Raw genomic sequence first — 26,207 nt, forward strand, 5'->3', positions numbered from 1 at the left:
TGATCACTTATTGTTCTATCGATACCAAAGTAAGTTTGTCATTTCCCCAATAGGGACATCCAGTTTGAGTGTCTTTGCTTCACCCTTTGGCTGACCCAGTGCCATCCCACTCTTTTTCCGTGCTGCCAGTGCTTCTTTCGTGCGCATGGAGATAAACTCACGCTAGATTTCGGCAGCCAAGCCTAAAATCGTTGCGGTGATCTTCGATTGCACTAACGAGAAAAGGAGCAGAAGTGCTTTAGAGCAGTCGCACTAAGGCACTTTTGTCCCAAAGCTTGGTTCTGTGAAACGTTTTTGGACAGAAATGACTTAGAGCAATCATTTAATTTAGGAGTTACTGAATTAGTTCAGGTATTGCAAACACCAATAAATAGGTTACGAATCAGTTTTGCCCTATCTAGAGCTAGGGCAAGATCTAATTCTAAAGCGATAAATTATCGTATGTGAAGGCTAAGTGGCACAGGACTTCTGTAGGTTGGCGCTCGCTTCTATATCGACCATAGCCAAACATTCTTCCTTTTTCGGAAATAAGGTGCAGATTCTTTCTAGCTCTAGAACCTATCACGTATAGCAGCTTCTTTGAACTTTCAACGGAAGAGTCATTGAAGTTTGGAACTAAACCTTGAAGCAGACCAAAAGAGATAACAACATCATATTCACCACCTTTTACTCCATGTATAGTTGACACTTTAATGCCAGTTCTAGGTTTAAATGCTCTGCGAAATGCCTCTATGTCTGTTGCAAATAGTGCACTCTCGCTCCTTAGCCTTTCAATCCGATTTTGTGTACCGTTAAAGAATGATTCATGATGTTCCTTTAACATTGGATATAACGAGAAGTCTATTCCCAGCTCACATAGTAATTCATCAAAAAATGAACGAAGATAAGCCAGACCATCATCTTCATCTATTGAAGTAGAGTTGATGGTTTTAAGTAACTGTTTTGGAGTTATCGAACTAACATCAACCAGCGCAAGTTCCATGTCATATAAGATATCAGATGCCCACCGAAGACGCTTAATATACATATTGGGTGATGGCTCTGTTAGGATGATTTGAGTCAGTTTAAACCAAAAATTATCAATGTCTCTTGAGAATGGTACTAGACCCGGCCCATCGAAGCTATATTGTGGTAATCTGTTCACCAAGCTACGGGTTAGCGCAGCCAAGTGCATCCACCAAGGTGCGATCACACAAATCTCTTTTTCCAAGATTCCCAAATTCTTAACACTATGCTCAATATGCCTACTAACTTGCTCAACTAAGTAATCCTTATGAGTAACCTGATCATAAGTAATAATACTCGCATGATCTTTATGCTCACCTTCAGCGGCAGTGGCGCTAGGAACAACATTATAATTACAGTAGTAATCGATAATCCTTCTTGAGCTTCTATAATTTTTATCTAAAGTCATTGGAGTAAATGATACTTCGGCTATTTGCTCAAGTTCCTGTTGTGTTATTGCGTAGCCCCCGAGTGAGCCATAGATAGCTTGGTTTGGGTCTCCAACAATGAACGTTTTTACAACACCTTGGCTAGCTTTTATGATACTCGCAACAATTGAATACTGTATTTCTTTGGTGTCTTGATACTCATCAATAAGAACATACGAGAATAGATTAGCTATTATCTTAGCGATCGCCGAATTACTCGATAACATCTCATAAGAAAAATAAAGAATCTGTTCAAAATCAATCTGATTATTTTCTTTAAGATGGTGGTGATAGTCACCTAATACTTGCCTAGCTAGTGAAGTTTTATTTCCTGCACAAGTCAGCTCTAACCCCCTTGGTGTGTAGTAATGACTACACTCTCCATAACGAATACGTTCGGTACGTATGTTAGAGCATATTTGGGAAATTATTTCTTCAGAATCATAAGAGTTGATTATTTTAAATCCATGTTTCAGCTTGTCATGGTATAGGCCGTAAGGCTTCAATATCCACTCTAAACAAAATGCGTGAATTGTTCCGATCCACAGTTGTGATGTGTCTACACCAAGGGTTTCTATGCGTTCACGTATCTCATCAGCAGCTCTATGCGTGTAAGTAATAGCGACGACCCATTTTTTGGGGGCGTCTAACCTCGAAAGCTCAAGAGCAATTTTGTAGGTAAGAGTCCGAGTTTTACCACTTCCCGGACATGCAACTAAAAACACATTATTCGGCTCACTAATCGCCGCTACTTGTTCATCGTTTAGGTCTTCCTCATCCCACACAAACATGATTATATCCTTGCTAAGATGTCACTTTTTTCAGTAGGTAGATCGTTCATCAATTGAGCTTTTATAACGTTTATGTCGTCATCTAGTGGATTAAAAGCTTCCCATTTAGGAGTAAATGTCGCTAGGCCACTTTCATATGGAGCCAAGTATGTTTCCCACTTTTGTTTTAGGTTAATTTCGCCTTCTCCATCTAACCGTTCAATGATTTCTAGACCATATTTGACATGTTCAATGACTGATTCGTAACGGTGCTTGAGTATTTTGAAGGTGAGTTCGGCATTGAAGTCACCATGCGCAAACTTGATAGCATCGAAAATGTACTCAGGAATAGCTACTTTAAAGTCAATCACTTTACTAAGCGTAAGGGCAAACCAACCTTTACCCTGATAATTTGCCATAGTTAATGCTCTAGAGCCGGAGGTGGCAATATCAGTTGAAGATAGTTCAGTTGTAGCGGTGTTTTTTTTAGCTTGTTGAGTGTATATATCCCCAATAATATTCTTAAGATAGACCTCGTTGGACGACTTTATGAAATCAACTTCAAACGTGTGGTCTGCGTAATAAGTTGAAATCCATGGGTTGTTTAAACAAAAGTCATCAAGCCTTCCTTTCCGAGCCAAACCTGCTTCTTGAGAGCCTATGGCTTTTTCTTTCTTCTTTATGTTTGTAGCATTATCCGTGGGTAAAATTGTAGTATCGAAAAATGCTTCATCTAGATCCGTAATAATGCTGCAACGTTTCTTAATTCTTTGCTCATCGAACAATAATGCAATATTCTCAAAACCAGTGCTTCGAATATTAACTAAACTGATACCAATTTCGTCTAAACTTAAACCTAGAACCTTTTTCAGTAGAACAGGAATAAGAATCTCTTCAGCATCTCCTTCAACTAGCACAACACTTCGTGCAAATAGTAAGTTGCTTCGAATCGCATCTAGATATCGCTGTACGAAGCCAATTTGTGCCTTACAAAGCCCCGATGACGGCTGAAACACCTCACAAACACCATTGACAAGACCAATGATGTTCATATTCTTGATGTTACTTACCTCTGAAATATGTGAAGAGTGGGTTGAGTAGATAATCTGAGTGTTTTTGTAGTTAATATTGTCGAAAAGTGACTTTTGAATATGAGTATGTATGTGTGCTTCTGGTTCTTCAATCAACAAGAAATTTGCAATTGATTGGTTAGCCTTTTGGTATTTGAACTCTAGTAGCTTCAATGTGAGATACAGCAAGTTCGCACCACCTAAGCTCATTTCATGGATAGCACCTTCATAACCATCACTTGACTCAGCGACAAAAAGCTTTAATGACTGGAAAAGTTGATCTGAATCATCAGTTAAACTAGAACGAATAGAGATTGAATTGGGAGAATATGTATCGCCGACCGTATCTCCTACCGTAGTTACAATATCATCGCGAATATCACAGATGTCAGGTAGCCCTTCAATTTCATTGTTCAGTGTTCCAATCAGATCTGCAATAGGTTGGAAATCAGCCTGAGTAATGTCACCCGATTTACTTTTTAGTAGAGTGAGCAGGGGATTGGTTCTATTACTATTAAAATCCGATACTACATCTCTTAGTGCTTTGATGAAAGTAAACGAAACTTCATTGGACATATTAAGGATATTTGGTAAGCGTATACCAATATTTGGGTTATTTAACACATCAGGAAAATCAACCCTTTCAAAGTCACCAACTATGCTCTTGTAGACAGCGGGATCATTAAAATTAGCGACACTTTTGCCTGTTAGGACGGTTTCATAGTCATCGATAGTTATACTGTCCAAGTAGCTTTCTAAGGCGGCTAGATCCCCAGTTGGAAGTTGTGCTAATGCCTGTCTAACGTAAGCCTTAGGCCTAAAAATGAGATTGTACGTTGCTCTAGAGACAACTTCATCTTCCGCATTTCCAACACCGTGGAGAAATAAAGACTGACTTGCTTCATCACCAGCAATATCATCAAACTCAAGACTAATGATAATCCAATGACCACGCCAGTCGCCGAGTGCTCTACAAAAATCGCCTTCCGCCAATTTGGTCGAGAAACGAGGCATTGAGCTATCAAGCAGCAATCTCATAGCTCGGAATAAGTTGGTCTTACCAGAGCCGTTCTCGCCAATTATTGTATTTATTCCCTTATTAAACAGAAGCTTAACATTTTTAAAGTTTCTGTAGTTGACTAGGGATAGTTTGGTAATGTGCATGTGGCCTCAACAATCATTTTATACTCAAGTGATTTTATATTGTTGAGGTCACTTTTAAAACAAAATCAGCATGTTAGATTTGAACAATAACGAACTTGTCACAAGGTTCATATTGCACGTGCGCTTCGTTCATTGCCTTAGCAAAGGTATGGCAAAATCACACAATCAAGCAATGGGAGAGGCTTTTCTCTAACCAATAATTGGGGCAAAGACGTATTTGCCGAGTCTGCGACAAAAACACGCCCTTGGATAGAACTGTGCCAGTGATTCGACTAAATTAGCACTCAACCCTAGGTACGCAGTAATCAGGGACATTTGAGCCATTGCTACCTACACAGGTGTTCAAACCATATAAAAATAGGAGTATCAATGCCACTTGAATGATGCGTGTTAATACCAAAGTAGCAATGTCCCCAGCTTTACGTTTTGCTCGGTTTACTCGTTCTTCATGAGTAGGCAATGGGCGAAGAGACCAATTCAATGTGCCATCATTACGCACAACGCAGAAAGAGCCAGTACCATCACTAAAACGAACATGAATATCAACTTCACCCTCCTCCCAAACGTACCTCTCTTGCATCCCTTTGAAAGTAGCTTTGGCTATTGTTCTAATACCTGTCCAGCTGTCAGAAAAACAGACTTTTGTGCCTATAGGATATGTTTGTAGGAATAGATGCATAGCGCGATCTACCTGTGACTGTTCAGGCTGAGGGGCTGGCTTTTTTCTATAGTTCATCGGAGAGGTCTCTGGCAGGGTAATTGACATAAAAAAGTAAGCTCTAAATAGCTACCAATTCCATAGACACTTTGTGGCATAAGAAAAAATAGGTCAAACAACCTCGTATAGAAATGAGGTACAGAACAGTTCTAGCTTGGAATGGGGCAGAAGTGTTTTAGAGCAGTCGCACTAAGGCCCTCTTGTCCCGTAATGAGCTCGAAACTTGGTAGTTATTAATAAACGAAGGAGGATAATATCCTCCCTCGTTCTAAAAAACTTTAAATCACCACCAAATTATCTATTACACGCTCAAACAACCACTTATGATGGTGTTCATTAAAATCAGTTATGAACTGCCCTTGATTAACACTAATTAAGCGCTGAGCGTTGCTCTCTTCAACGCTTTCTTTTATGAAGTCACCATAAGCTTTCATATTGTACTTACCGACAATGGAGTGGTAAGCAAAATTAATTTTACGCTCGTCACAAAAGGTCAAGTAAGCCTTTCGTCCACGACGACAAGCAAAGATCCACTTCTTAAAGCTACGCCCGACATATCCCGCGATAACCTCATCATCAGAACGAAGATTGTCAACGAAGTCAATTGAGCTGAGAGCTTGAACCTCGTTGATTGAGATTTGCGTCAACTCAGCTATTTTGTCCCATTCCTTTGCTTTATAAATAGACTTAGAGTAGGTTTCATAAGCTTCATTATTCACCGACGTAAACTCATGCCAATGAGGGAGCAACGACTTAATACCCTTCGCCTTAATCATAGTTACAGTTAAGAGCGGGGTTTGTTGAAAAACCTGCGTATATAGACGTTTCGTACAGTAAAACAGGCGATCGCCAAAACCCAGATAAACAAGCGTTCGGATCATAGAGAGAACTTCGCTTTCTCTCGGAGAGCGATTGATCGACATCGAGTGCTTGTCAAACAACTCTATATGCCCATCACTGTATTCAATGAGGTAAGCCAGTTCTTGCTCTTGTGGCGAACCCTCAGGGTTGGCATGAACAGCAATTGTAAAGGCTTGGACATAAGTGTCGTTATCAAAGTTTGCCTTGATAGAACGTACGATCTCAGTTTGATTTGTACTGGTAGAACCGTATGATTCATGGCGCACGATAGTACAATTTGCGCGAGGTAGCACTTCCTCTGGAGCTAGAATAGTCATTTAGTATTTCCTCTTAAGTTCCCTACGGAACCTCAAAAAAATTGTGTATTGGCAAAACCCTGAAATACTCAAAACTTCGCCTAGTGCACGATGACACCGCCATCGCTTACTAATTAGACTATTGGTTTATTTCATATTCTGCAATACTCTTTTGTAGAAAACCCGTTGCATTTGTCGTACTACTGTCCCAAAGCGGGCAAAATCAATGACCGTGGGCTAAACCGTTAAGTCGCTTCTGCCCCTAAGCATGACGCAAAACTGACTCAACTACGGAAAATCCTAATATTCAGATTAAGAGCTCTACCCTCATACTCACCGCAAAATCCTCACGACTTATCAGGAATTGACCATCATTGTGTTCCCTCCCATATACATGAAGACGATTACTGAAAAACGGGCGCATTCTCACAAACATGTAAAATGTTAAGTGTAATGTTTGAAAACCATGTTTCTTATGGCTAAAACTACTTATAGGACAAATTTTTGTAAAGTTTCGGTAAGCTACTGAGTAAAGGTTAAAATGAGAAAATTTGATATAGCAAACGACGATTATCTGCGATTACTATCTAGCACTGAAATGTGTGAAATGATCCCATCATTACTGGAGAAGCATTATGGCATCCAAATGGCCAACATTTGGAAATTTGGGGTTAGTACTGGACTTTATCTAGATATCATGTTGAAAATTAAAATGAATAGTATTTCAGATGAGAAAGCTACCGTAACAACTATCAAAGCACGTACTGACGAAACACATGAAGTATTTTTGCCGTCTGAAGCTCTTGATATTATTTATTCAATCAGAATGGCTCACCCAAACTCTACATATTTATTTCAATCACATCGCAGCCGAAATATAGCAAAGAAAATATCTAGTCCATTAACACGACAAGCTGTAAGTCTAGCTTTCAGAGAGGTAGGCAAAATACTTGGTATTTCAATCACCCCTCGGACGATGCGTCAGATGCATTTAGTTCAATCGATTGACCGACTCTCTCCGTCTGAGCGCAAGCTCATTGAATCTTATGTAAATATTACTTAAGAGCTTTCATCGCCTCATCGATAGACCCTGTATGACAGATTACACTAATACAATAAAGGTGGCACAATTTTCCAATTAGAGCTTGTATATTTAATAGTTATGAAGCTACTGCCTACGTGTGTACTAGAATGGTTACATATCTCCTTTCTTCCACTTTTGGAATAAGTTGAAGAAAGGAAATATGCAACCATGATTGATGATTAGCTGAGAAAAATTCAAATAATATTATTGACCCGAATTCAACTATCGAAGTAAATACTCTCTCAACTCTGTGGTACAAAGAGTAACTCCGTAGAGAGTTTCTTACTAACCGTATGATATTCCAGCTTTTTTACACAAATGATGAGCAAAATGCTTTCGCGTAGTAGCACCACCGGATGCCACTTTATATGCACCCTCATCAGTTAAAGTTAAAAATTCACATTCAGACCAATGCATTGCTGTTCTCGAATAATCGAGACGACCTAATTTCTCTGCTACAGAGTAAATCTGATTTGTACGACTTGCGGGTGGCAAATCCTTACAATTGTTCCACACCTGATGAAACACCAGACCTAAAGATTGAATCAGAGTAGTCACCAGTTGAAATCCGTTTCTGTCGGTAGAAAAACTTTCTCCTTGTTCGTAAACCCACGTATTTAAAAATAGTATCAGGTCATTTTTAATGGCATTAATATGCATATCCCCTAAAATCGCGCCGTCAGGCATCTCTCGCATCCCTTTCAATCGACTCTGCATACTGAAACCACCTACACTGCCAAGAACAAAACGAGTTAGGGAATTTAGAGTCATAACAAATTCACTATTTTCTGTAATTTTTTCGCCCTCAAGGGACATCCCACCGTGAGATGCGATTACCGGAAGTTCACCAAGTTCGCGCGCAAGCGTAGCTACAGGATCAGAGCGCAACAATTTCATTAATTTGTTCATCGTTAGAGGCTGCTGTTGCGCGTTAACATCTACAAACATCTGTGCGAACTCGTCTTCTGTTAATGATCCTCCAGAATCCTTGAAAACAAACATTACCGGAACTTCCAAGCATGCCATTTTATTTCTGATTTCAGCTCGCCGAGCAAGTCGCGCGCTAGAATCTCGGCCAATTTGAAGGAGGAAATTATCAAACCCGCCAATAATCGCTCCTCCAGTACTCAGCCTTCCAATTCCATCAATAACAAAAGTATTTTCTGGTTCGATCTCAAGACAGTCATTACCGTTGATTAGGGCGGATTGTTCGAGATTGACGTTATGCATACAACCAACCAAAACCGGAGGAATAACACTGCCTATATTAGTTGTACCACTAAGATGTTTGTAGCAAAAGTCTTCGAATCCATTTCTACGTCGGGCTGTCGCAACTCGCTGAATATCATCATATATTGGCCTCAAATGCTCAGGAACAAGGTCTAACGAGCAGCTTCGTAACAACTCAGGTAATTTCATATGCGCCAAAAAAGATTTAACGCCGTTAAAGCTTCCTTCGCTACCAGAACCATATACGCGCTTTTTCGTTACCCCATGTCGCATTGATGGCTCTAGGGTGCTTATGTTCAAAATATTGCCTCATATCTATTCAATTGTTTAAGAATGTGGCGGATTATTGATCGGGGCGGCGCCCCGATCAAATGTTTTTTATGTTTTTTTGTTAAGGTATTGGGGTTGGAAACGCTAAGAATCTGAAATAATGACAAAAAAGAATGTTGTGACGCTAAAGGGGGTTAGTGTCCTGTCCAGCGCCAGCGGGCGAGGGGCAAAATCGATTCACTGCACCCTACCACTATCTCAGGCTGTAAAGTCATGCTGTTTACCTGATGAACTAGAAGGTGTGCAAAGCCTGACTTTAGACATGTCTAGGCCGATTAACGTAGCACAAGTAGAAAATGTTCAACGTTTGTTATTAGATTCAGTTGGCGACACTAGTTTGACCCCACTTTTGAGTATGACGCTAGTGGTAGAAGGTTCAGTCAATGAGATGAATGATGACCGATTAGGTCTAATTTCAATAACCTACTCATCGCAGAAAGCTTATATTGTTCAGGGAATTCAACTGTTAGCAGCATACGGGGCGTTCACAAAATCTGAACTCTCAATCACAAAGTCTGCATTGCTTGGTATTCAACCGAGTCCCTCTGAAAAAGTACTTGCCCAGATAGCTAGATTACCGATTTCGGTCAATGTTATTTATCGAAATAACACAAAAATATCTCAGCGTGAGATTGTTTCCTTACTGCATTCATATAACAAACTCGATACCAGAGTTCATTCTGTTTCACTTGAAGTGTATAACGAAGTGACTCATCCAATAATGCTAGCTGTAGAAGAAATTGCCAAAGAAATTAATTTAGAAAAGTTTGGGGGGATGTCTACATCTTCAAGACTTACTAAGAGTGATTCCTTCATAACAACACAGTCATCAATGGCTGGTTTAGTATTAGCTGCCATTGGTGGCAAGAGTGCTAGACTGACTACCCCGTTACCGCGCAAACTACCAAATAAAAAGGAAATTACAAAAGAACTTATTAACGAACGACAGCAGTCAATTGTCACTTTTTTAAAAGCATGGCTTGAAACTGTTGAATATCAGTTTGAAAATACAAACGACAATTTCCACTCTTCCCCTCAGGTATGGCAAGCGCTTGGTCTGGTCATTCATCATTTACATGAGACTTGCGCGACGGGCTCTGCTAGAGAAGCAGGTTTTATGCTGGGCTCCTTGGAGTATGACAAATCGGCGAAACATTGGAGTCAATGTAGTGCTCTTAAGCTGGACGCTACTGGCAAGTATTACATCAATGCAACTGGAGGTGGAAGGAGCCTGCGTGATGGCGTTGCGCGGTATTTCATTTCTCTCCTGTCAGACGTAACAAATTGACAACCTCCATACCACTTAGGAAAATATGTTTTGATGGGACGTTTGGTTCACCTTGGCCAATCCAAAGTAGAAGACAACCTAGCGATCAGCTACTTAATCGACTTACTGTTGAACGTTGCCAAAAACCGTTCAATTGACTTCTTACCTTGCTGGGACGAAGTACACTCAAGCAACATGAGCAAAGTATGCCGTAATGAAACAGAATACGCAGAAACAGAAGCATTCTATGCTGAGCAGAACATTAAGCTAATGGCGGTTCAAAAAGGTGAATACATCATTGCTAAATGCGCTGAAGATTTTGTATCGGAAGGTAAAACGGTTCGCCAAGGCAAAGTACTAAAATCGGTACACTACCGTCCTGCGAACCTTGAGCCTCTTACAGCTTAAGTAAAGTTAAAACTGAAGCGCTTCAAAGCATCAGTTGACTGAAATAGAAAACGCCACGTTATTGTAACGTGGCGTTTTATTCTCTATTGGAGAACTCTAGCTGTTTTAATTGTAGCCGTGGTTAGAAGCCGAGCGCTATACTAGTCGAGCCATGTGATAAGCCGCCACATATTCGCCATTTCTAAAAGCGAACCCTGCAGACTCCCCCTCAATCACGAAGCCAAACTTCTTATACAGGCTGATCGCTCGTTCGTTATCGGTATAAACGGTCAGTTCCAGTCGTTTGATGTTAATCCAGTTATCACACAAGTCGATCGCCGTTGCGAGTAACTGGCTACCTACGCCTCTGCCTAACACATCGTCTTTAACACCCATACCAAAAGAAGCGACATGACGCCTTCTTGGGTTTACACATACTTCCAAGCCTAAGTTGCCAACAATTTCTCCATCCAATAACGCGACATAAGAGTAAACGTTATCTGGAACATTTGAGATTCGTTTTTGCCAAGTTTCCAGAGATGGATTTGGGAGTTGCAGCGTACCGGTATAAGCATTAGTGCATTCGTAAACTTCTTTTATTCCCTTTGCATCTGACGGTTCAGAGCGTCTCACTACAATACTCATCGCAACTCCTACTGTTATTATTTTTTGCTAAATTTGAAGTACACTTTTTATGTGCACCTAGACACACTATCAAATAGTAAATATTTAACAATAGGTTAGACGAAATTGTTTTTATTGGGGCTGATGTGGGGAATGTATGTGGATGATCTGAAGAAGTAAATTTGAGGAATCAAGATTAGTTAAACTAGAGGTAATTCGATATGGGCACCTCGGGTGTGCCCACGCAGCCAAATCTATGGAATTAGTTAGCTTTGGTTCATCATGGTCTAACTAATACTGTTCTGGTTAATCACGTTCGCATTGAACTTGAATGACTTTAAGGTCTGTTGCATTTAGCTTCTCAGCTAGCGCTGCGCCTTCTTCATTACATTGCTCAAGAGTCGTAAAATGGGTGTTAACTTCCATTTCTGCTGTGCTGTCAGCGCCACCCATCATTAGGCTTAGAATCAGTGTTAGTTCGTACATAAAATAATCCTCTTTCGAGCTTTCAAAGCATCCATTCGAATAAGATAAAGTGACTAGAACCCGCCCTAATTCACTTGTTTCGTTTGAGATAATTCTAGTCATTCGCTCGATTCGAGTCTTACCATTTTGTGCCAAGAGGCAACAAAGTAAGTACGCTTAATCTTATTGGGCTTAGTTGATACTGAGCAAACGCCCTCGTTCGATATCTTGCTCGAGCACCTCTGGTGCCAAATCGCCATGTCCATGGTGGTCATGATTATGGTGATGCCCATGATCGTGTCCGTGGGAATGACCTTGTTGTTCATTTGCTCTTTCAGCCAACTTATCTGAGTCCAAATAGGTATCAGTTAAATCAGCACAATAATCTTCAGTCCATAAGCGACGAGCCTCGTCATCACTCATGATTTGCTCGGCTTTAGGGCCCAATTTGTCCATGTAGAACATCCCTAACTCCTCTCCTTCCACATTGGCGTGGTTGATAAGGTTCATAAAAGCAGGTTCTTGGTTTTCATCAGAAAGGTGACCATTTTTGTAACACACGGTTAGACCAATAATGTCATCACCAAGTTGTTCTAGTGCAGGGTTGAAATGATTGTGACTGTGATTATGTTCAGCAGCGGCTACAAGCATTGGAGTAAGTAAAACACATGCGATAGCCAGTAATTTAATAGTGTTATTCATGGATAGACCTTCTAAATTTGAGAGACCAATTTGATTAATTGCTTGCCTTAACTTCTGGTGAGATAAGCGGATGGGAACGTCAGGAATATTTCAGCCTGAGCCCCCTCTTCATCTCACTACAAATAATCAATATGATTGGATTACGAGGCTCGATATAACGAGCGTTCTGTAGACAAAAATCACTTATCAACCACGATTCTTGCTGGAGCGATGGTGTAAGCCATCTGCTTCATCTCCCATTGCCCTTTTGCTTCTAAGGCAACCGCTAATGCTTGCGCCTCTTCACATACCTTCGCGGGTTTTCCATCAGCCCAGAATGAAGGACCTGAGGTGTATCCACACATAACAGAAAAAGCGTGTTGGCCATCCTTTATTGTGTATTCCGTCATAATGCCTCCACCTTCACCGTGCGTTATTTTTAGTGAGCCTTCATCGGCAACATGCATTGCATCGGAAGGGTTCGGTTTGACGTACGTTGTGTAGGTGCCACCATCTGACATGTATTGGTTGTCGTACATGGTGTAGCCTTTTTTTTCTGAAGGTAAGGCCAGTTCGTAGTTAGGATCAATGTCCGCTAAACGTTCTGAGTTATTCGTCGCACCAGGTTGATAGTTGTGAGCATTTGATTGTCCGTTAGCGAATACAGACCCTGCTACTAAAGAAAGGATAACGACCGCTAAAATTGATTTTTTCATAATGAACTCCAGATATTCTAAGCAAAGATGTTACTAGCAATGATTTTATGGTTGAGTAATAGAATGGGTTTGTTTACCTAAGTTTTTAGGATGTGAGGGCACATCAGCCCTCACTACAAATACCCTATTTGTTATCGGTTCCTGCTCCTTCACCAGGCTCAGTTGGACGACTTACCGACTTGCGCTCAAGGTTATGGTGAGCACGCACTCTATCCATGTATTCTTGCTTGGTGTTCATACCTTGCTTCATTGCTTCTGGTACTTGTTCAGCTGGGATCACGATGTCACGGTCGACTGGCCATTCAGTTAACAGCTCTGGATGGTAGCCTTCTGGGTAGTACAGTTTTGGATCCAGCTCTAAATCACGAATCTCTTGTTCTTGTATGTCTTCACGGCTGTTTTTCGGCAACGGAATTCTAAAGTCAGACCCATCTGCCATATCAAATTGTGGCGCTCGTGCATTCGGGAAATCAGGTAAAATACCTTCACGAACCCACGCATTATCTTTAGTCATGTTAACGACAATGCCATCTGGCGCGCCGAAGTGGTAAGGTCCTTGCCAATGGTGGCGAACCTCTGCAACGGTTTCCTCATTAAGATATGGGTCGAATGTCATGTGCGTTGTCATAAACAAGCGCGGTTGTACTTCATTCGCCACATAACCCGCCGCGTACGCTGGCGTGTGGTGAGTATCAACGGTGTAGCGTGCTAAGAATGGCGGCACACCTTGAATAATCGAAGACACACCAAACGTTTCGGTTTGCAGTTCAGTAATGAACAAGTCTGCACCTTTTGCGTATTTCAAATCCAACTCTGTTGGGCGACCGTCTCCTGTCCAGACAAATGAAAGCACTCGACCGTCATCTTGAGTCCAATTCAAGCGGTAACCAGACGCGCCATCTTTTGCGTGACTGCGTCGCCAGTGAATCACTTCCACATTATCTTGGTCATAGATAACGCCACCGTCGTCGCGGAAATCAAACTCGTGAACCACAATGTCGTTGCCTGATGGGAACACATCAAATGCATCGGTGTGCCAGTTCAACATTTGCTGCATACCTTCAATCATATGACGAGTGCCATACTCTGGAGTCGCACCACTCGGGCCATAAATGTTAAGCGGCTTTTCCCAGCGACCATTCCAACCACCAAATTGATACAGGTAAGGTAACGAGCCGTAATGGTCTACGTGTAAGTGAGTGATGAATATATGGTCGAGTTCATTCATCGCGACACCCGCCGCTACGTAGTTCGCAATAGAGCCTTCACCTAAATCAAAGACAAAGTTAGAGCCGTTACCCAATTCGACGTATATCGAGGTGTTTGCCTGCCCCGGGCGAATCATTGGTGATGTCCCCATGAACGTGACACGCATTTCATCCGGTTGAACTTCTTCAGTTCGTGGGAACCAGTTGGCGCCCGACACCATGTGATCTCCATAAGGTGCAATGCCCTCAAACATCAGGCCTTCTTTCCAACCTGAATTGGTTTCTTTGCGATAGTCACCATTATTTACACCGCCCATTAACACAGAAAGCACTTCTTCTTCTGAAGAGTACAAGTTCCCCTTAGGTTGGTTGCTCAGATACTCTTCAAGGGTTTCGCCTTCGTGATATTCAAATTTCTCGAGTTTTTGAATGTCAGAGTTAGTCTGCTTGGTGTTGTATTGCATCATTGGGTCAGCAGCAAAAGCGGTTGACGTGATGATCATTGCTGTAGAGATGATTGATAATTTTGCGAAAGTTCTCATAGTTTCACCTATCGGTCTGAGTATTTAGTAAATGAATGAAGTTCCTTCCTCACTCCGATGCAAACAAGTTTATTAATAAACAGAACCTTGATATATAGTGTAAACTTTACTCAAAACCTCCATTTCATTTATGAGTCAATAAAGACTCCACCATGATTTGGATGAGTGGCAATAAGAATAGAGGGAACTGAATTTGGACCTTAATCTACTAACGACATTTTTGGCCGTTTACAAACACAGCTCTATCACCGTGGCATCAGAGCAGCTCGATATTTCTCAACCTGCAGTAAGCGCGGCAATTAAGAGACTCGAAGGTGTTGTGGGGAAAACTTTATTTGTGAGAGAAGGACGAGGTATCGCGCCTACTGGTGCAGCGGTATCACTCGCTAACAAGATAGAAGATCCATTGAACATCATTGGAACGGTTGAGCAGCAAAAGAATGACCTTAAAGTCTATTGCACAGAGAGCTTGCTTCATTTCGTTAGCCAGGTTGAAGGCGTAAGCTTTACAGAAGCGCCACTCGAAGAGGAAGAACTGTTTGATGCGCTTACTGCACAAAAAGTGGATATCGTCATTGATGTACTTTCGAGTAAGAAACACTCATTGATTGAAGAAACCATCGTCGATGAGGAACCCGTGTGCCTGACTCGAATCAACCACCCTAGAATTGGTGAGACACTGAGTAAAGAAGAGTATTTCCAAGAGGAACATATTGCGCTCAAGATCAAACGCGCAAACATGAACACGGTCGAATTTTTATCCGAGAACGATATCGAGCCGCGAAAAGTCAGGATTGAAACTAGCTCAATTTCAAGCATGCTGATTTTGGCAAGCACGACGGATTATATCGCCGCTTCTACTCGCTCTTTTGCAGAAATGCTTGCACCAGCGCTTGGCTTACGCGTTCACCCTATCCCTATCAAATTAAGACCGATCACGTTTCGAGTGCTCTATCACCGCCGTTACGCTAACGACGAACAGCACATCAAAACCCGAGAAGCAATCAAATCGGCATTAAGAAAACATAAATGAAACTGAGGTTTTAACTAAAGTTAACCCTATTAATATAAATTTGGTTTCATTAGATACTCTCCAGCAAGTTATTCAATAGAACAACACTGGAGAATCCATGAACAAACTTAACCTTATTGCACTACCACTTACACTACTCAGCAGTGCAGCGTTTGCGACTTCGACTCAAGTTTACATCGAACAAAACGTTGCCTCTAATGCTGCTGATAACGGTGTCTATAGCACCGAAGCTGGCGCATTAATCAACACCTCAGAAAATGGACAAGTTTATATAGGTTTTGATGACCAGGGTTGGTTGGCTGCGGGTTATGGCCACGACTTTCACATCAGCGAGTCCTTCACGTTCAACCTATACGGTGAACTCGGTAAATGGGACAATGGTGAAGAGTTATTAATCGAAGGTATTATCGATTATCAAGTGAACGATAATTTCAATGTATTCAGTGGATTGGGATATAACCAGTCAGGCCAAGTACTCGAGAATGTAAGCGACACCACGATTAATACCAATAAGTTCATCGCCGGTGCGGGGTACTCACTCGCCGGTTGGGATTTAGCTTACCAATACACTCACGAAAACAGTGATGGATCCAACGGCGGGTTTACCCATGAAGGTGACAATGTCTATTTTCATCAAGGCGACTACCGTACCAATGAACACGAAGTCGTTCTTTCTAAGAGCATCGACGACTGGACACCCTACGTGAAATACACCTATTTCAATACCAACGAAGGTGACCTTTACTTGAACGGCCAATCGATGGGCCCGATCGACAACGACAGCATCATCACACTTGGTTTGTCTTACGACTTCTAAACATCTCAGATTCAATTCTCATAGGCAGATGGATTTGCCCACCTTTCGAGGGCACTACTATGAAAATGACTCCTCAACGTAACAAAGTCATTAATATCGCTGCAGCGATCAGTATCGTTTTGTTTTCTGCGATTCCCACCTACGCTAATAACGACGAAGCCTATTTTACTGCTCAGGACCAATATGAGTGCTGTTTTGATGATAAAAGCGATGAGCTGCATATCTAAGAGGTATCAAAGACAGGCCTAAAACCAATGCCCCACCTCATAACAACCTGACTTAAGCATAATCAAACCTATTTCATTAGAGGGATTACAACCTTTAACAAAAAACACCACACTCATATGTAAGCGTGGTGTCATGATTATTAATTCCATTGGTTAGTCAAAACGAACAAACGAGTTCAAGCGTTGCGACTAGTTAGCTGGACGCCAAACGCCCCACTTGTCGTTTTCGTAGGTAGCTTCAGGGTTTGTACCACCCTGAACCCACCATTGTGCTTTCCATGACTGGTTCGAGTAAGTCACGATTTCACCACCAAGGTAAACCTTAGACGAGTCCCATGTGCCATTGTCTGGGTCCGGAGTCGGATCTGGATCAGGCGTTGGATCTGGGTCTGGTGTTACGCCACTATCATCAGCAATCACTTCGAATGTGAAGGTTTCAACGCTCTCACTTTCAATAGAGCTAGCAATGAAAGACAATGTTTCGTTCGCTGTGATCGCTGTAGTATCAACCACAATTGAAGCCGTACCATTGTTTTGGATGCTTACTGCAGAACCTTGAGTCTGAGTTAGGTTTGCAGCTTCGCTTGTTGCAATCACTACTTTGTCGCCCGCATTCACTACGTTGTCACTCTTCACAAGTTCGTAGATGTCGCCTTTCAACGGTTCAACACCGCCATCACCACCGTCAATCAACGTTAACTGACCAGATGCACGGCCATCTTTTGAGTTGAAGAAGTTACGTGAAGGATCATTTTGGAAGTACATATAGTGCTGCATTTCAGCATGCCAGTCGCCGATAAAGACCGCGCCATCTTTAAACTCTTCGTGCCAACCGTTAATCTCTGAAGCAAGCAAGCGAGCCCAATCGTTAACGTTGCTCGCATCAATCACGATGTCGAAGCTGCGCGCGATTTCACCATACTTGTTGATGATGTCGTACTTAACGGTGTCGCCAACTTCTGGCGTTCCAAATTGGTCTGAAACAAACAGATCACCACGCACTAGATCAGGCTCTGGACCCGGCTCTGGTGGAGGAGTTGTACCACCAGTAATAGTGATGTCTGAACAGTTGTAGAAGCCTTCACCTGCTGAATCATTACGTTGCCAGCGCACAAACAGGATTGCATCGCCAGAGCGGTCCGAAGGAATGGTTACATTGATACGGTATTTACCGCCATTTACAGGGACATTGCCCTCTTCTTGGATAAGCTCTAAATCTCCCCACGCTAGGCCTTTGCTTAGGTCTGCATTTGGTTTGGTTAGGTAGAACTCCCAGAATGAAGGGTTGTGTGGTGCTGTCGCGTTGAATACATATTCAAAGGTACCAGTGCTTAGCTCGGTACGAGTCCAGCCTGTATGAGGCGCACCCATACCACGCTTTTGCGAATCATTGGCGTAACATAACGTGCCGTCAGGAATCGCTGCTTTTACAGCATTGATGTTGTTGAAATCCTGGATATTTTTTGCATATTCGTTACGCTGAACAAACGGATATGAACCAGAAATGTCTTTTGCTTGAGCACACGCGGCATTAGGTGGTGTACCCGACCAAATACCACCTTGCTCGTAACACGTGTTCTGACGTGCACTTGGAAACTCAGACCAACCATGAGCATTTGCCACTGACGGCACACTCGATAGCAAAGCCATACCTACTGCAGCTTTAAGAAGATTATGATTTATTGTTGTCACTTTCCCACTCTCTATTATTTTATCCTAAACAATGCCAATGACTGCTAATCAATCAGGATTGTAGTTCAAGGATTTATATTTTTCGTTTAAAGAACAACGAAAAATATATACGTCAATTTTATCAATAACAGCGAGTTTTATATCGATAGGAATCGGAATCACACAACTCAAACAAAAGCGTTGTAGATAGATGATGTTGCTTCTAATTATTGGATCTCAGTATCCTGTCCTGATTGTAGAAACAATATTCAAAGTGAAGAAAAAAGCGGCTTAGCGAGTAAGCCACTTTGAGGTTCTCATAGTCAAAAGAGGATTAAATCAGCTAGATGAGTGAGATCTTAGTCCAACTTTTCCCATTGCTGCTCCACCCAATTTGGGTCGGCAGCGACACCTGGTAAGTAAGCTTCATTGTTACATTCTGCCGCCCAAGGGCCGTAACATTGATAGACGCCCTCCCCTTCGAATAGGACAATATCCCCTTCGATATAACTACCAAACCCTTCAGGGTAAACATAATCATGTTGTGGCGGCGGAGTGCCCGCTTCAACCAAGTGGAAATTGAGGGTTTGCTGACCGACTAGCTTACCTTCACTGTTTTTAACACTCACCACTAACATATGGTGACCAGCCTCAGATTTGGATAGCGGAAGCGTGACCGATTCAGAGGTTTCATCTTCAACCAGGCCACTCCAATGCGCTAGTGACTCACGCCCATGGTTATAGACAGTAAGCTCAGCTTGAGCGTCACCTTCGGCAATCAATGTAAGATCGAGAACCGTCGCTTCATCGCCAATGATGTATTCAGGCTCTAGCCCTTCAACAGTCAGTGATGTATCTGGTTCAGGTACTTCAACATCGTAGCCTATCTCGACACGCTGGATGCCACTGTCTTTATTGACGTATATAGGGTTAACGCCATAAATTGGATCGAACCCGTTTTCACTCCATACGCCAGACTTAATATCGTCATGCTCTTGGTTAACTTTGGTCGCTAATGCCTTTGACCAGTTCTTTGGTTGTCCGGACTCACTACTCGCAATCTCGACTCGGGTACTCAATGATGTGTTTTCACCTGATCCATCGAATACACGTGTATATACCGCATCCCCCTTTTTCAAATTCATAGTCGGAATTATCTGGCCTACTTTTTCCCAACCCGGTAAATGAGAGTCATCGCCATCAAACACAACATCAATTGCATTATAGAAAGCCTTATCTGTATCACCAACATCCCAAACCGCCAAAATCACGTGATAGCCTTCTCGCACCGGTACGTTACAAGTGTGAGTAGCCGTATCTTGTGTTATCTCTCCATGACCATCAACTTCACAGAAAGGTGTAAGGTCAAACGAAGCACGTTCCAATGGTGAGTTTTGGTCCCAGCCTTCCTTCGTGATGTAATACTTAAAACCGGCAGCTACGTGGTTAGCCTTAAAGGTCCACTCAAACTCTTGGGAGCCCGCTTTGATTGAGCGTTTCTGCCAGCGCTCGGAAGTTTGCTCATCTAAGTTTCTCGCTATTGCGATTTCAGCACTGGCGATGTAACCATCACGTGGTCCATTTTCCGGGAAGCCATCAAAGCCTTCCACACTTTGAGGCTCATACTGTATGTTGCCACAATCCATGTTCTTCGGCTGTCCCTCTGAGTCTTCCAAGTGACACAAAGCAACACGGCTTATAATGTTGCCGTCGTCATTTAGTGACACAAAACCGTGCGCCATTGCACCACCACAGACTGTAGACAAAGCGATTGCTAAAGCCGTTTTCTCGATTTTTATTCTCATAGCCATTCCAAATTAAAGACTTTATTTGCCAAGCCGCAGGCTACTTGTCTTGTCCTGCTAGCTGATTTGACTTTCTTGCATGAACCAACAGCCACACTTCAGTAATCGTTACTTGGCTCGAACATTAATAAAGTGAGTGCATATCGTTCAATTTGAGCATGGGTGATGAAGATTGAATTATTTAGTCAATAAGCCTAATTGATACTCAACAAAGGTGACATGAGGTAGAGGATCGCTTATATATCTGAAAAAATTGAGGTGTACCCAGAAAAAGATTGGATCAAATACTGGTTGTTTAAAGAGTTTTAGGCTTGTTTAGTCGGTGAGGTTTAAAGAATAGAAAGTTTTGAAAAGGAGTTTCTCGCCAAAATTACGATTTTAACGAGAACGATAACGGATGAGATAAATATCAAAAGACCTTAATAGCGGCTATTCATACCCATGCGATGTGACATGTCATCATCCATGCGGCCGCCCTTCCAACCACTACCTCCCAGAAGATTCAGAATATCGCGTGCGTTGTAGTCCTCGCCGCCAAAGAAATCGTTAGAGACATCATTTCTCAGCAATTGAATGGTGGGCAGCAATTCAGTATCAAGATCTTGTGGATCAGCAAACAAAGCCAATGCAATGTGTTGTTGACGCTTGCTCAGCTCTTTAGAACTGGTTTCAACTTGTCCGATAGAGAAGAAATCACGGCTCCCATAACTCTTTACCATCTTGGCTGAAAGAAGCTTAATCACTTTTTTAATTCTGCGTCGTTGAATGTATCGAAGCACACCAACTCCTTATGTTAAAACACCTAATGTTTCTGAACGGTTTGTTGACTCAAGATCCACTTACTCAAATATAAGGTATGTTTGATCATCCACTGATACACTTTTCACTTGAGTGTTGAATACAGCCTCAAGTTGCTCTGGAGTCAGCACTTCTGCCGCTGTACCAGAAGCTTGTAAAACGCCTTTGTCGAGCAGTAGCACTTGGTCAGCATGTCTTAAGGTGCGGTTAAGATCATGATTCGCCATGATCACCGCAATGCCCTTCTCTGCCACTCGTTCAATGAGCTTGTAGAGTAACGCTTCTTGAGCAATATCCAATGGCGCCGCTGGCTCATCGAGAATCAACAACTTCGCGTATGGGTTAAGTGTCGGCCAAATTTGCAAGCACATGCCCGCCAAGCGAACGCGTTGCCACTCACCACCAGATAAAGCTTGAATAGAGCGATGAAGCTTGTCTGCAATATCGAGCATCTGGGTTATCTCTTCCAAAGCAGCATTGATTTCAGTATCAAGTCCTTGTGAAGAACTTGGCAGAGACAACGCAAGGTATTGGAATACTTCTAAGTTGAAAGCAGGTCTTGCGCTTTGACACAAATAAGCGCGATGCAGTGACAAGTCTTGCAGCGATAGATCTGATAAGTCTTGTTCATCGAGCTTGATATCGCCCTTGTAACCATCACCGATACCCGAAATGGCCTCAAGTAAGGTACTTTTACCGCTGCCATTGGGGCCGATAACGTGAGTCACTTGCCCTTGGTTAAGCTCGAATGATAGCGGTAATAAACGAGCGCCGACGCTCAGGCTCTTAATTTGAATCATGATTTCTAATTAACATCCAAATGAAGATAGGCGCACCTATACTTGTGGTCATCACACCCAAAGGTAATTCTGCAGAGTCCAGTAAAGTACGCGCGCAAATATCAGCAAACACCAACAATGCAGCACCCGCAACTGCAGACAAAGGAAGCAGGTATTTGTTATCCGTACCAATCGCTAAACGCAGTAAGTGTGGCACAACCAAGCCCACAAAGCTGATTACGCCGCCTAACGCCACTGCACAGCCGACCAAAATAGACACAGCGAAGATTAAGCGCCAACGTAACTTGGGTACATTCACACCCAGTTGCGCAGCGTGTGTCTCCCCTATCATCATTTTGTCTAGCTTACTGCCTTGTAAACACAACCAAATAATCACAGGGATCATCACTAACGTTAGCGAATGCTGATACCAAGTCACACCACCTAGGCTGCCCATTAGCCAGTACATCAATAAGCGAAGGCTAAGGTCGTCACTAAAATAAAACGCCCATGTCACCATCGCGCCAGAAAGAATGCCTAACGCAACACCCACCAACAGCAGTTTGGATGTGGTCAGTCGCATCGCTTTTACCATGCTCACCAGAATCACGGTGAAACAGAGTGACCCTAATACGGCTGCAATCATAAAGAGTTCTGGAGTCGGCGCAAACGGCAAGAAGAACAGCACAATCACCATGGCGAGGCTTGCACCACCAGAAATGCCGAGCACACCTGGTTCTGCCAATACGTTGCCTAATAACACTTGTAAGCTTGCGCCAGAAACCGCTAGCCCTGCCCCGATGGCAATAGCTGCTAATAATCGAGGTAAGCGTAAATCAATCAGTAGTTTTTGTTCTAATGTGGACAAGGTGCCCAGAGGGGAAATGAAGAGATCGCCAACCATTAGGTAAATAGCACTCAGCGCGATAAGCAGTGATGCCATCAGATAAATGGCTCGCGTCCATTTGCGCTGTTTTTGGTGAAGAAGTTGTTGGAAATCCATATCAAGCTACTTTGAGATTGTTCGCGTAACCTTACCTGTATCCCCAAATAAACTCAAGGCTCACACCGTAATGTGAACCTTGATATTTCAACCAGTTGAGCGGTTATTCAACAAACCGTCGTCGCTGCTACAGATTAATCGTAAACCAACTGACCATGGTCGAATCGCGTTTCCACTTCACACACCATTAAAGCTGCTCGTTGACCGATAGCAACATTACGATTAGGGAACACCACCGCTTCATTTTCATTCTTCGCCATCAATGGTTTGTCACCATCATGACCAAAGACTTCACCGTGCTTAAAGGCAGTAAAGTTCTCTACAGAGTCTGAGAACATGAAGTCGAAATCATCATGTAAGCGAACAATAGTGCGGCTAACGCGATAAGTAATGGTTGGCTTTGGCAGATGCTCTGGCTCAGCTTCCGCGATTAAATTACGCATAGCGAGATCAAAAGCCGTTAGTCTATCTAGTTGGTTCTCACCAATTCTCGCGACCTGCCCGAGTTCCATTGTAAGAGCCTGCGCTCCGAAGTTTTCAGCGCTGTACCAGCTGAACGTGCTGGTAGGTGCATTCGACAGCAACACGGCTTCAACGTGAGCACTGTTGATGAAGTCGAATAACTCTTTGCTACGTACTTCGTGGCGAACCTTAGGGCTCACTGCAAATGAATAATGCTTAGATAAACGGATTGCACAGTGCAGATCTAAGTGCCAGCGTGTTTCTGGCTTGGTTTCTTTATAAAACTCTGTCACCAGATACTTTAAGTTCTGGGCGATATCCACTTCTCGATTGCTCTCGTACTGCTTTTCATCAAACAGACGGTTCATATTCACATCAAGAAAACGGGTATGCGCGTTGGTTGCTTCTGGGTGAGCTATGATAAACAAGCATCTAGCGTTCACTGCCTGAAAGCCTGTTTCAATATCCTCAACGAGCTTATCAATCAGCTCCATTGGTGAGGTTTCGTCGCCGTGTACACCGCTTGAAAAGATAATGTTCTTGGTTTCAGAACTGTAATCAGCGGGAATCACTTCCAACACGCCACGTTGATGAAGCTTAATTTGAACACCGTTACTCAGTACGGTCTGTCCTGCAAACACTTCTTGCTCAAGATCTAGGCTGTCAAAAAGAAATGATTGGCGAAAGAGGGTCTTCGTCATGCGTTACTCCTTAATTGCACGGCCGTATGTTAATAAATTGTACATAGAAATTGTGTTGCTAGGATCGCACTTATCAACAGAAACTCCGTTATCACTCACAAATACTACCCATAAATTTTATATTTCCTGCTTATCAACAAACCGAGGCCTGTGCTAAATAACTTTCTCTATTTAAAGCAACTTTTGGTTGTATCAAGTTCTTTCAGCAAGATAAGAGCCACGTAAGCTAACACAGCTCTTACCTGCTATGAACAGATTGAGATCAATTAATCTTCCTGATCGAGCAATCTTTCAAATTCATCGATCTGAACTTTGACCATGTCGATGCTTTGTTGCCAGAAATCGGCTTGAGTCAGGTCCATTCCTAAATGTTTTTGAACCACTTCTTCCGCCATCATGCTACCCGTGTCACGAAGCAATGAGACATAATCATCGTAGAACTGCTCACCTTTCGCGTCACGCTGAGCGTAAACACCTTTACTGAACAGATAACCGAATAGGTATGGATAGTTGTAGAAACTCACTTGAGAGATGCTGAAGTGTAACTTGCTCGCCCAAAAGTAAGGGTCTGCTTCGGTCATTGCATCGCCGTACCACTCTTTCCAAGTGCTTTCCATCAGGTCACACAATTGTTGCGCCGTCAGCTCGCCTTTTTCACGCTGCTCGTAAAATGCTTTTTCGAATTCGAAGCGCACTGGAATGTTGACCATTAAAGCCAATGAAGAAGACAGCTCTTCCCACAGCATTTCAAGTTTCTCGTTTCGTGTTTGGGCTTGCGTTAACAAGTGGTCACGAACGATGTTTTCAGCAAAGATAGAAGCTGTTTCTGCGAGCGTCATTGGGTAGCGTGTCTTGCACAACGGCATGTCTTTCATTACCCAGTTATGGAACGCGTGGCCTAGCTCGTGTGCCAATGTCATTAAGTCAGAGCGGCTGCCACTCCAAGTCATGAACACAAGCGGCGTGCGTGTCGCGGCAAACTTAGTACAGTAAGCGCCTAAACGTTTGTTGGCTGCTGGTGCTGCATCAATCCAACCATTCTCAACCATCAAAGCAACGAAGTCAGCCATCTCTGGATTCACTTCAGCGAAAGCGGTTTTGATCACTTCGATCGCTTCATCAAATGGGTAAACCTTAGATTCGCTGTCACCTAATGGCGGCATCGCAGCTAAGTGGTTCCATGGTTTCATTTCATCTAAGCCGTGAACTCTAGCCATCAACAGACCCGCTTTCTGGCCTACTGCGCGATTAGCTTTCGCCACAGACATCATAGTGTCTAGCGTTTCAGGCACAATTCGGCTGCCGTGCAAGCTTGGATCTAAGAAATGTACATCTGAGATTTTCGAGCGCTTTTTGTTTTCAGTCAGACGCCAACCTGCAAGCGCATTTAGGATCGAAGCAAATGACTCTTGGTGAGTATTCATTGCACCTTGAACCGCGCGCCATGCAGGCTCTTGTTTATCGAATTCGCTACCGTACAACAAGCTCGCCGCTTGCGAGAAACCAAGTGCTTCTTCTTCACCATCAAGTTTCAAAGACAGTTTCAAAGAGCCGGTAAGGTTATCGTATAAACGACCCCATGCATCACGGCCATCGACTTTCATGGCTGCTAAAAGCTGTTCTTCAGCCACACTGAGACGGCTGCTTGATAGCTTACGTGAGCTTTCAATCGCGAAGCGTTGGCCTGCAACATCAGCACTCTCGTGTTCTAAAACGGCATCAATAAACTCTGGTTCTGCGTGAATCAGCGTATCTTCATAAGGGCTGAACGCTTGTGACATTTCAGAGTTCAGCTTTGCGACACGGCCAAGCAGCGCTTTGGCTTCTGTATGAGTCGCATCTACTGAAGCGTGACAGTTAGCAAAGGTGTTAATTGTGCTCAGTAGCGTGCCTGCCGCTTCTGAGGTCTGGATTGCGTTTTGCATTGCCAGAATGATGTGACGCTTTTCAACATGCAGGTACAAGAGTTCGATACACTGTTGAATGAGTTCAATATCCTGTTCAATTTTTGCATCATCAAGATCGCGATAAGCAATGCTTAGATCCCAACTCGGTGTTGTCATGA

22 protein-coding genes and 2 pseudogenes are annotated in these 26,207 nt (G+C 42.8%); 6 read left to right on the forward strand and 18 right to left on the reverse strand.

All coding sequences use genetic code 11. From position 1 onward, the window contains the following. Positions 1-57 precede the first annotated feature (57 nt). The 5 genes and pseudogenes from OH460_RS22760 to OH460_RS22780 all read right to left on the reverse strand — a co-directional run. Positions 58-210, reverse strand: a pseudogene (locus OH460_RS22760) (recombinase family protein); the annotation flags it as partial. Positions 211-421: 211 nt separating this feature from the next. Continuing rightward, complete coding sequence (locus OH460_RS22765; RefSeq protein ID WP_269999609.1) at positions 422-2,224, reverse strand: UvrD-helicase domain-containing protein; 1,803 nt, start codon at positions 2,222-2,224, stop codon at positions 422-424. A gap of 2 nt (positions 2,225-2,226) precedes the next feature. Next, positions 2,227-4,437, reverse strand: a complete 2,211-nt coding sequence (locus OH460_RS22770) for an ATP-dependent nuclease (protein WP_269999610.1) — start codon at positions 4,435-4,437, stop codon at positions 2,227-2,229. Positions 4,438-4,714: 277 nt separating this feature from the next. Next, positions 4,715-5,173 carry a hypothetical protein gene (locus OH460_RS22775; protein ID WP_269999611.1) on the reverse strand — a complete coding sequence of 153 codons (459 nt, stop codon included), beginning with the start codon at positions 5,171-5,173 and terminating at the stop codon, positions 4,715-4,717. 260 nt (positions 5,174-5,433) lie between these two features. Continuing rightward, positions 5,434-6,333 carry a hypothetical protein gene (locus OH460_RS22780; protein ID WP_269999612.1) on the reverse strand — a complete coding sequence of 300 codons (900 nt, stop codon included), beginning with the start codon at positions 6,331-6,333 and terminating at the stop codon, positions 5,434-5,436. Between the two features lie 520 nt (positions 6,334-6,853). Between OH460_RS22780 and OH460_RS22785 the strand changes: the two genes are divergently transcribed. Then, on the forward strand, positions 6,854-7,375 hold the full coding sequence (locus OH460_RS22785) for a hypothetical protein (protein WP_269999614.1): 522 nt from the start codon (positions 6,854-6,856) through the stop codon (positions 7,373-7,375). 306 nt (positions 7,376-7,681) lie between these two features. Here OH460_RS22785 and OH460_RS22790 read toward each other — a convergent pair whose 3' ends face one another. Beyond that, positions 7,682-8,899: a hypothetical protein gene (locus tag OH460_RS22790; RefSeq protein ID WP_269999616.1), complete on the reverse strand. Its 1,218-nt coding sequence runs from the start codon at positions 8,897-8,899 to the stop codon at positions 7,682-7,684. Between the two features lie 157 nt (positions 8,900-9,056). Between OH460_RS22790 and OH460_RS22795 the strand changes: the two genes are divergently transcribed. Continuing rightward, complete coding sequence (locus tag OH460_RS22795) at positions 9,057-10,244, forward strand: DNA sulfur modification protein DndB (protein ID WP_269999618.1); 1,188 nt, start codon at positions 9,057-9,059, stop codon at positions 10,242-10,244. Between the two features lie 24 nt (positions 10,245-10,268). Beyond that, positions 10,269-10,631, forward strand: a pseudogene (locus tag OH460_RS22800) (nucleoside triphosphate pyrophosphohydrolase family protein); the annotation flags it as partial. A 135-nt stretch (positions 10,632-10,766) separates the two neighbouring features. Here the strand turns inward: OH460_RS22800 and OH460_RS22805 are convergent. The 5 genes from OH460_RS22805 to gntH form a co-directional block, all read right to left on the reverse strand. Beyond that, positions 10,767-11,255, reverse strand: coding sequence for a GNAT family N-acetyltransferase (locus tag OH460_RS22805; RefSeq protein WP_008217559.1), 489 nt, complete (start codon positions 11,253-11,255; stop codon positions 10,767-10,769). A gap of 285 nt (positions 11,256-11,540) precedes the next feature. Continuing rightward, positions 11,541-11,720, reverse strand: coding sequence for a hypothetical protein (locus OH460_RS22810; RefSeq protein ID WP_269999620.1), 180 nt, complete (start codon positions 11,718-11,720; stop codon positions 11,541-11,543). A gap of 171 nt (positions 11,721-11,891) precedes the next feature. Beyond that, positions 11,892-12,401: a hypothetical protein gene (locus OH460_RS22815; protein ID WP_269999622.1), complete on the reverse strand. Its 510-nt coding sequence runs from the start codon at positions 12,399-12,401 to the stop codon at positions 11,892-11,894. 179 nt (positions 12,402-12,580) lie between these two features. Continuing rightward, positions 12,581-13,096 carry a hypothetical protein gene (locus OH460_RS22820; protein ID WP_269999623.1) on the reverse strand — a complete coding sequence of 172 codons (516 nt, stop codon included), beginning with the start codon at positions 13,094-13,096 and terminating at the stop codon, positions 12,581-12,583. Positions 13,097-13,220: 124 nt separating this feature from the next. Next, complete coding sequence (gene gntH, locus OH460_RS22825; protein WP_269999624.1) at positions 13,221-14,846, reverse strand: guanitoxin biosynthesis MBL fold metallo-hydrolase GntH; 1,626 nt, start codon at positions 14,844-14,846, stop codon at positions 13,221-13,223. 193 nt (positions 14,847-15,039) lie between these two features. Here gntH and OH460_RS22830 point away from each other — a divergent pair, with 193 nt between their 5' ends. The 3 genes from OH460_RS22830 to OH460_RS22840 all read left to right on the forward strand — a co-directional run bounded on the left by OH460_RS22830 (position 15,040) and on the right by OH460_RS22840 (position 16,923). Beyond that, positions 15,040-15,879: a LysR family transcriptional regulator gene (locus OH460_RS22830; protein ID WP_269999625.1), complete on the forward strand. Its 840-nt coding sequence runs from the start codon at positions 15,040-15,042 to the stop codon at positions 15,877-15,879. Positions 15,880-15,976: 97 nt separating this feature from the next. Further along, positions 15,977-16,696, forward strand: a complete 720-nt coding sequence (locus tag OH460_RS22835) for a hypothetical protein (protein ID WP_269999626.1) — start codon at positions 15,977-15,979, stop codon at positions 16,694-16,696. Between the two features lie 59 nt (positions 16,697-16,755). Further along, positions 16,756-16,923 carry a hypothetical protein gene (locus OH460_RS22840; RefSeq protein ID WP_269999665.1) on the forward strand — a complete coding sequence of 56 codons (168 nt, stop codon included), beginning with the start codon at positions 16,756-16,758 and terminating at the stop codon, positions 16,921-16,923. A gap of 189 nt (positions 16,924-17,112) precedes the next feature. On the opposite strand, the gene OH460_RS22845 is transcribed toward OH460_RS22840, so the two are convergent. The 7 genes from OH460_RS22845 to OH460_RS22875 form a co-directional block, all read right to left on the reverse strand. Beyond that, a complete protein-coding gene (locus tag OH460_RS22845) occupies positions 17,113-18,573 on the reverse strand; it encodes a lytic polysaccharide monooxygenase (protein WP_269999661.1) in 1,461 nt (486 codons plus the stop codon). Positions 18,574-18,953: 380 nt separating this feature from the next. Further along, complete coding sequence (gbpA, locus tag OH460_RS22850) at positions 18,954-20,399, reverse strand: N-acetylglucosamine-binding protein GbpA (RefSeq protein ID WP_269999628.1); 1,446 nt, start codon at positions 20,397-20,399, stop codon at positions 18,954-18,956. 419 nt (positions 20,400-20,818) lie between these two features. Further along, a complete protein-coding gene (locus OH460_RS22855) occupies positions 20,819-21,178 on the reverse strand; it encodes a DUF6559 family protein (protein WP_105057019.1) in 360 nt (119 codons plus the stop codon). Between the two features lie 60 nt (positions 21,179-21,238). Beyond that, complete coding sequence (btuD, locus tag OH460_RS22860) at positions 21,239-21,997, reverse strand: vitamin B12 ABC transporter ATP-binding protein BtuD (RefSeq protein WP_269999630.1); 759 nt, start codon at positions 21,995-21,997, stop codon at positions 21,239-21,241. Further along, positions 21,984-22,979: a vitamin B12 ABC transporter permease BtuC gene (btuC, locus tag OH460_RS22865; protein ID WP_269999632.1), complete on the reverse strand. Its 996-nt coding sequence runs from the start codon at positions 22,977-22,979 to the stop codon at positions 21,984-21,986. Before btuC ends, btuD begins: the two co-directional genes overlap by 14 nt. Before the next feature lie 134 nt (positions 22,980-23,113). Continuing rightward, the gene (locus OH460_RS22870) at positions 23,114-24,142 is read right to left on the reverse strand and encodes a succinylglutamate desuccinylase (RefSeq protein ID WP_137407745.1); all 1,029 of its coding nucleotides are present in this window, start codon (positions 24,140-24,142) and stop codon (positions 23,114-23,116) included. Positions 24,143-24,408: 266 nt separating this feature from the next. Then, a complete protein-coding gene (locus tag OH460_RS22875; protein ID WP_269999634.1) occupies positions 24,409-26,205 on the reverse strand; it encodes a M3 family oligoendopeptidase in 1,797 nt (598 codons plus the stop codon). Positions 26,206-26,207: the final 2 nt, after the last annotated feature.

Source organism: Vibrio sp. Makdt, from assembly GCF_027587015.1.
Taxonomy (GTDB): Bacteria; Pseudomonadota; Gammaproteobacteria; order Enterobacterales; family Vibrionaceae; genus Vibrio; species Vibrio chagasii_B.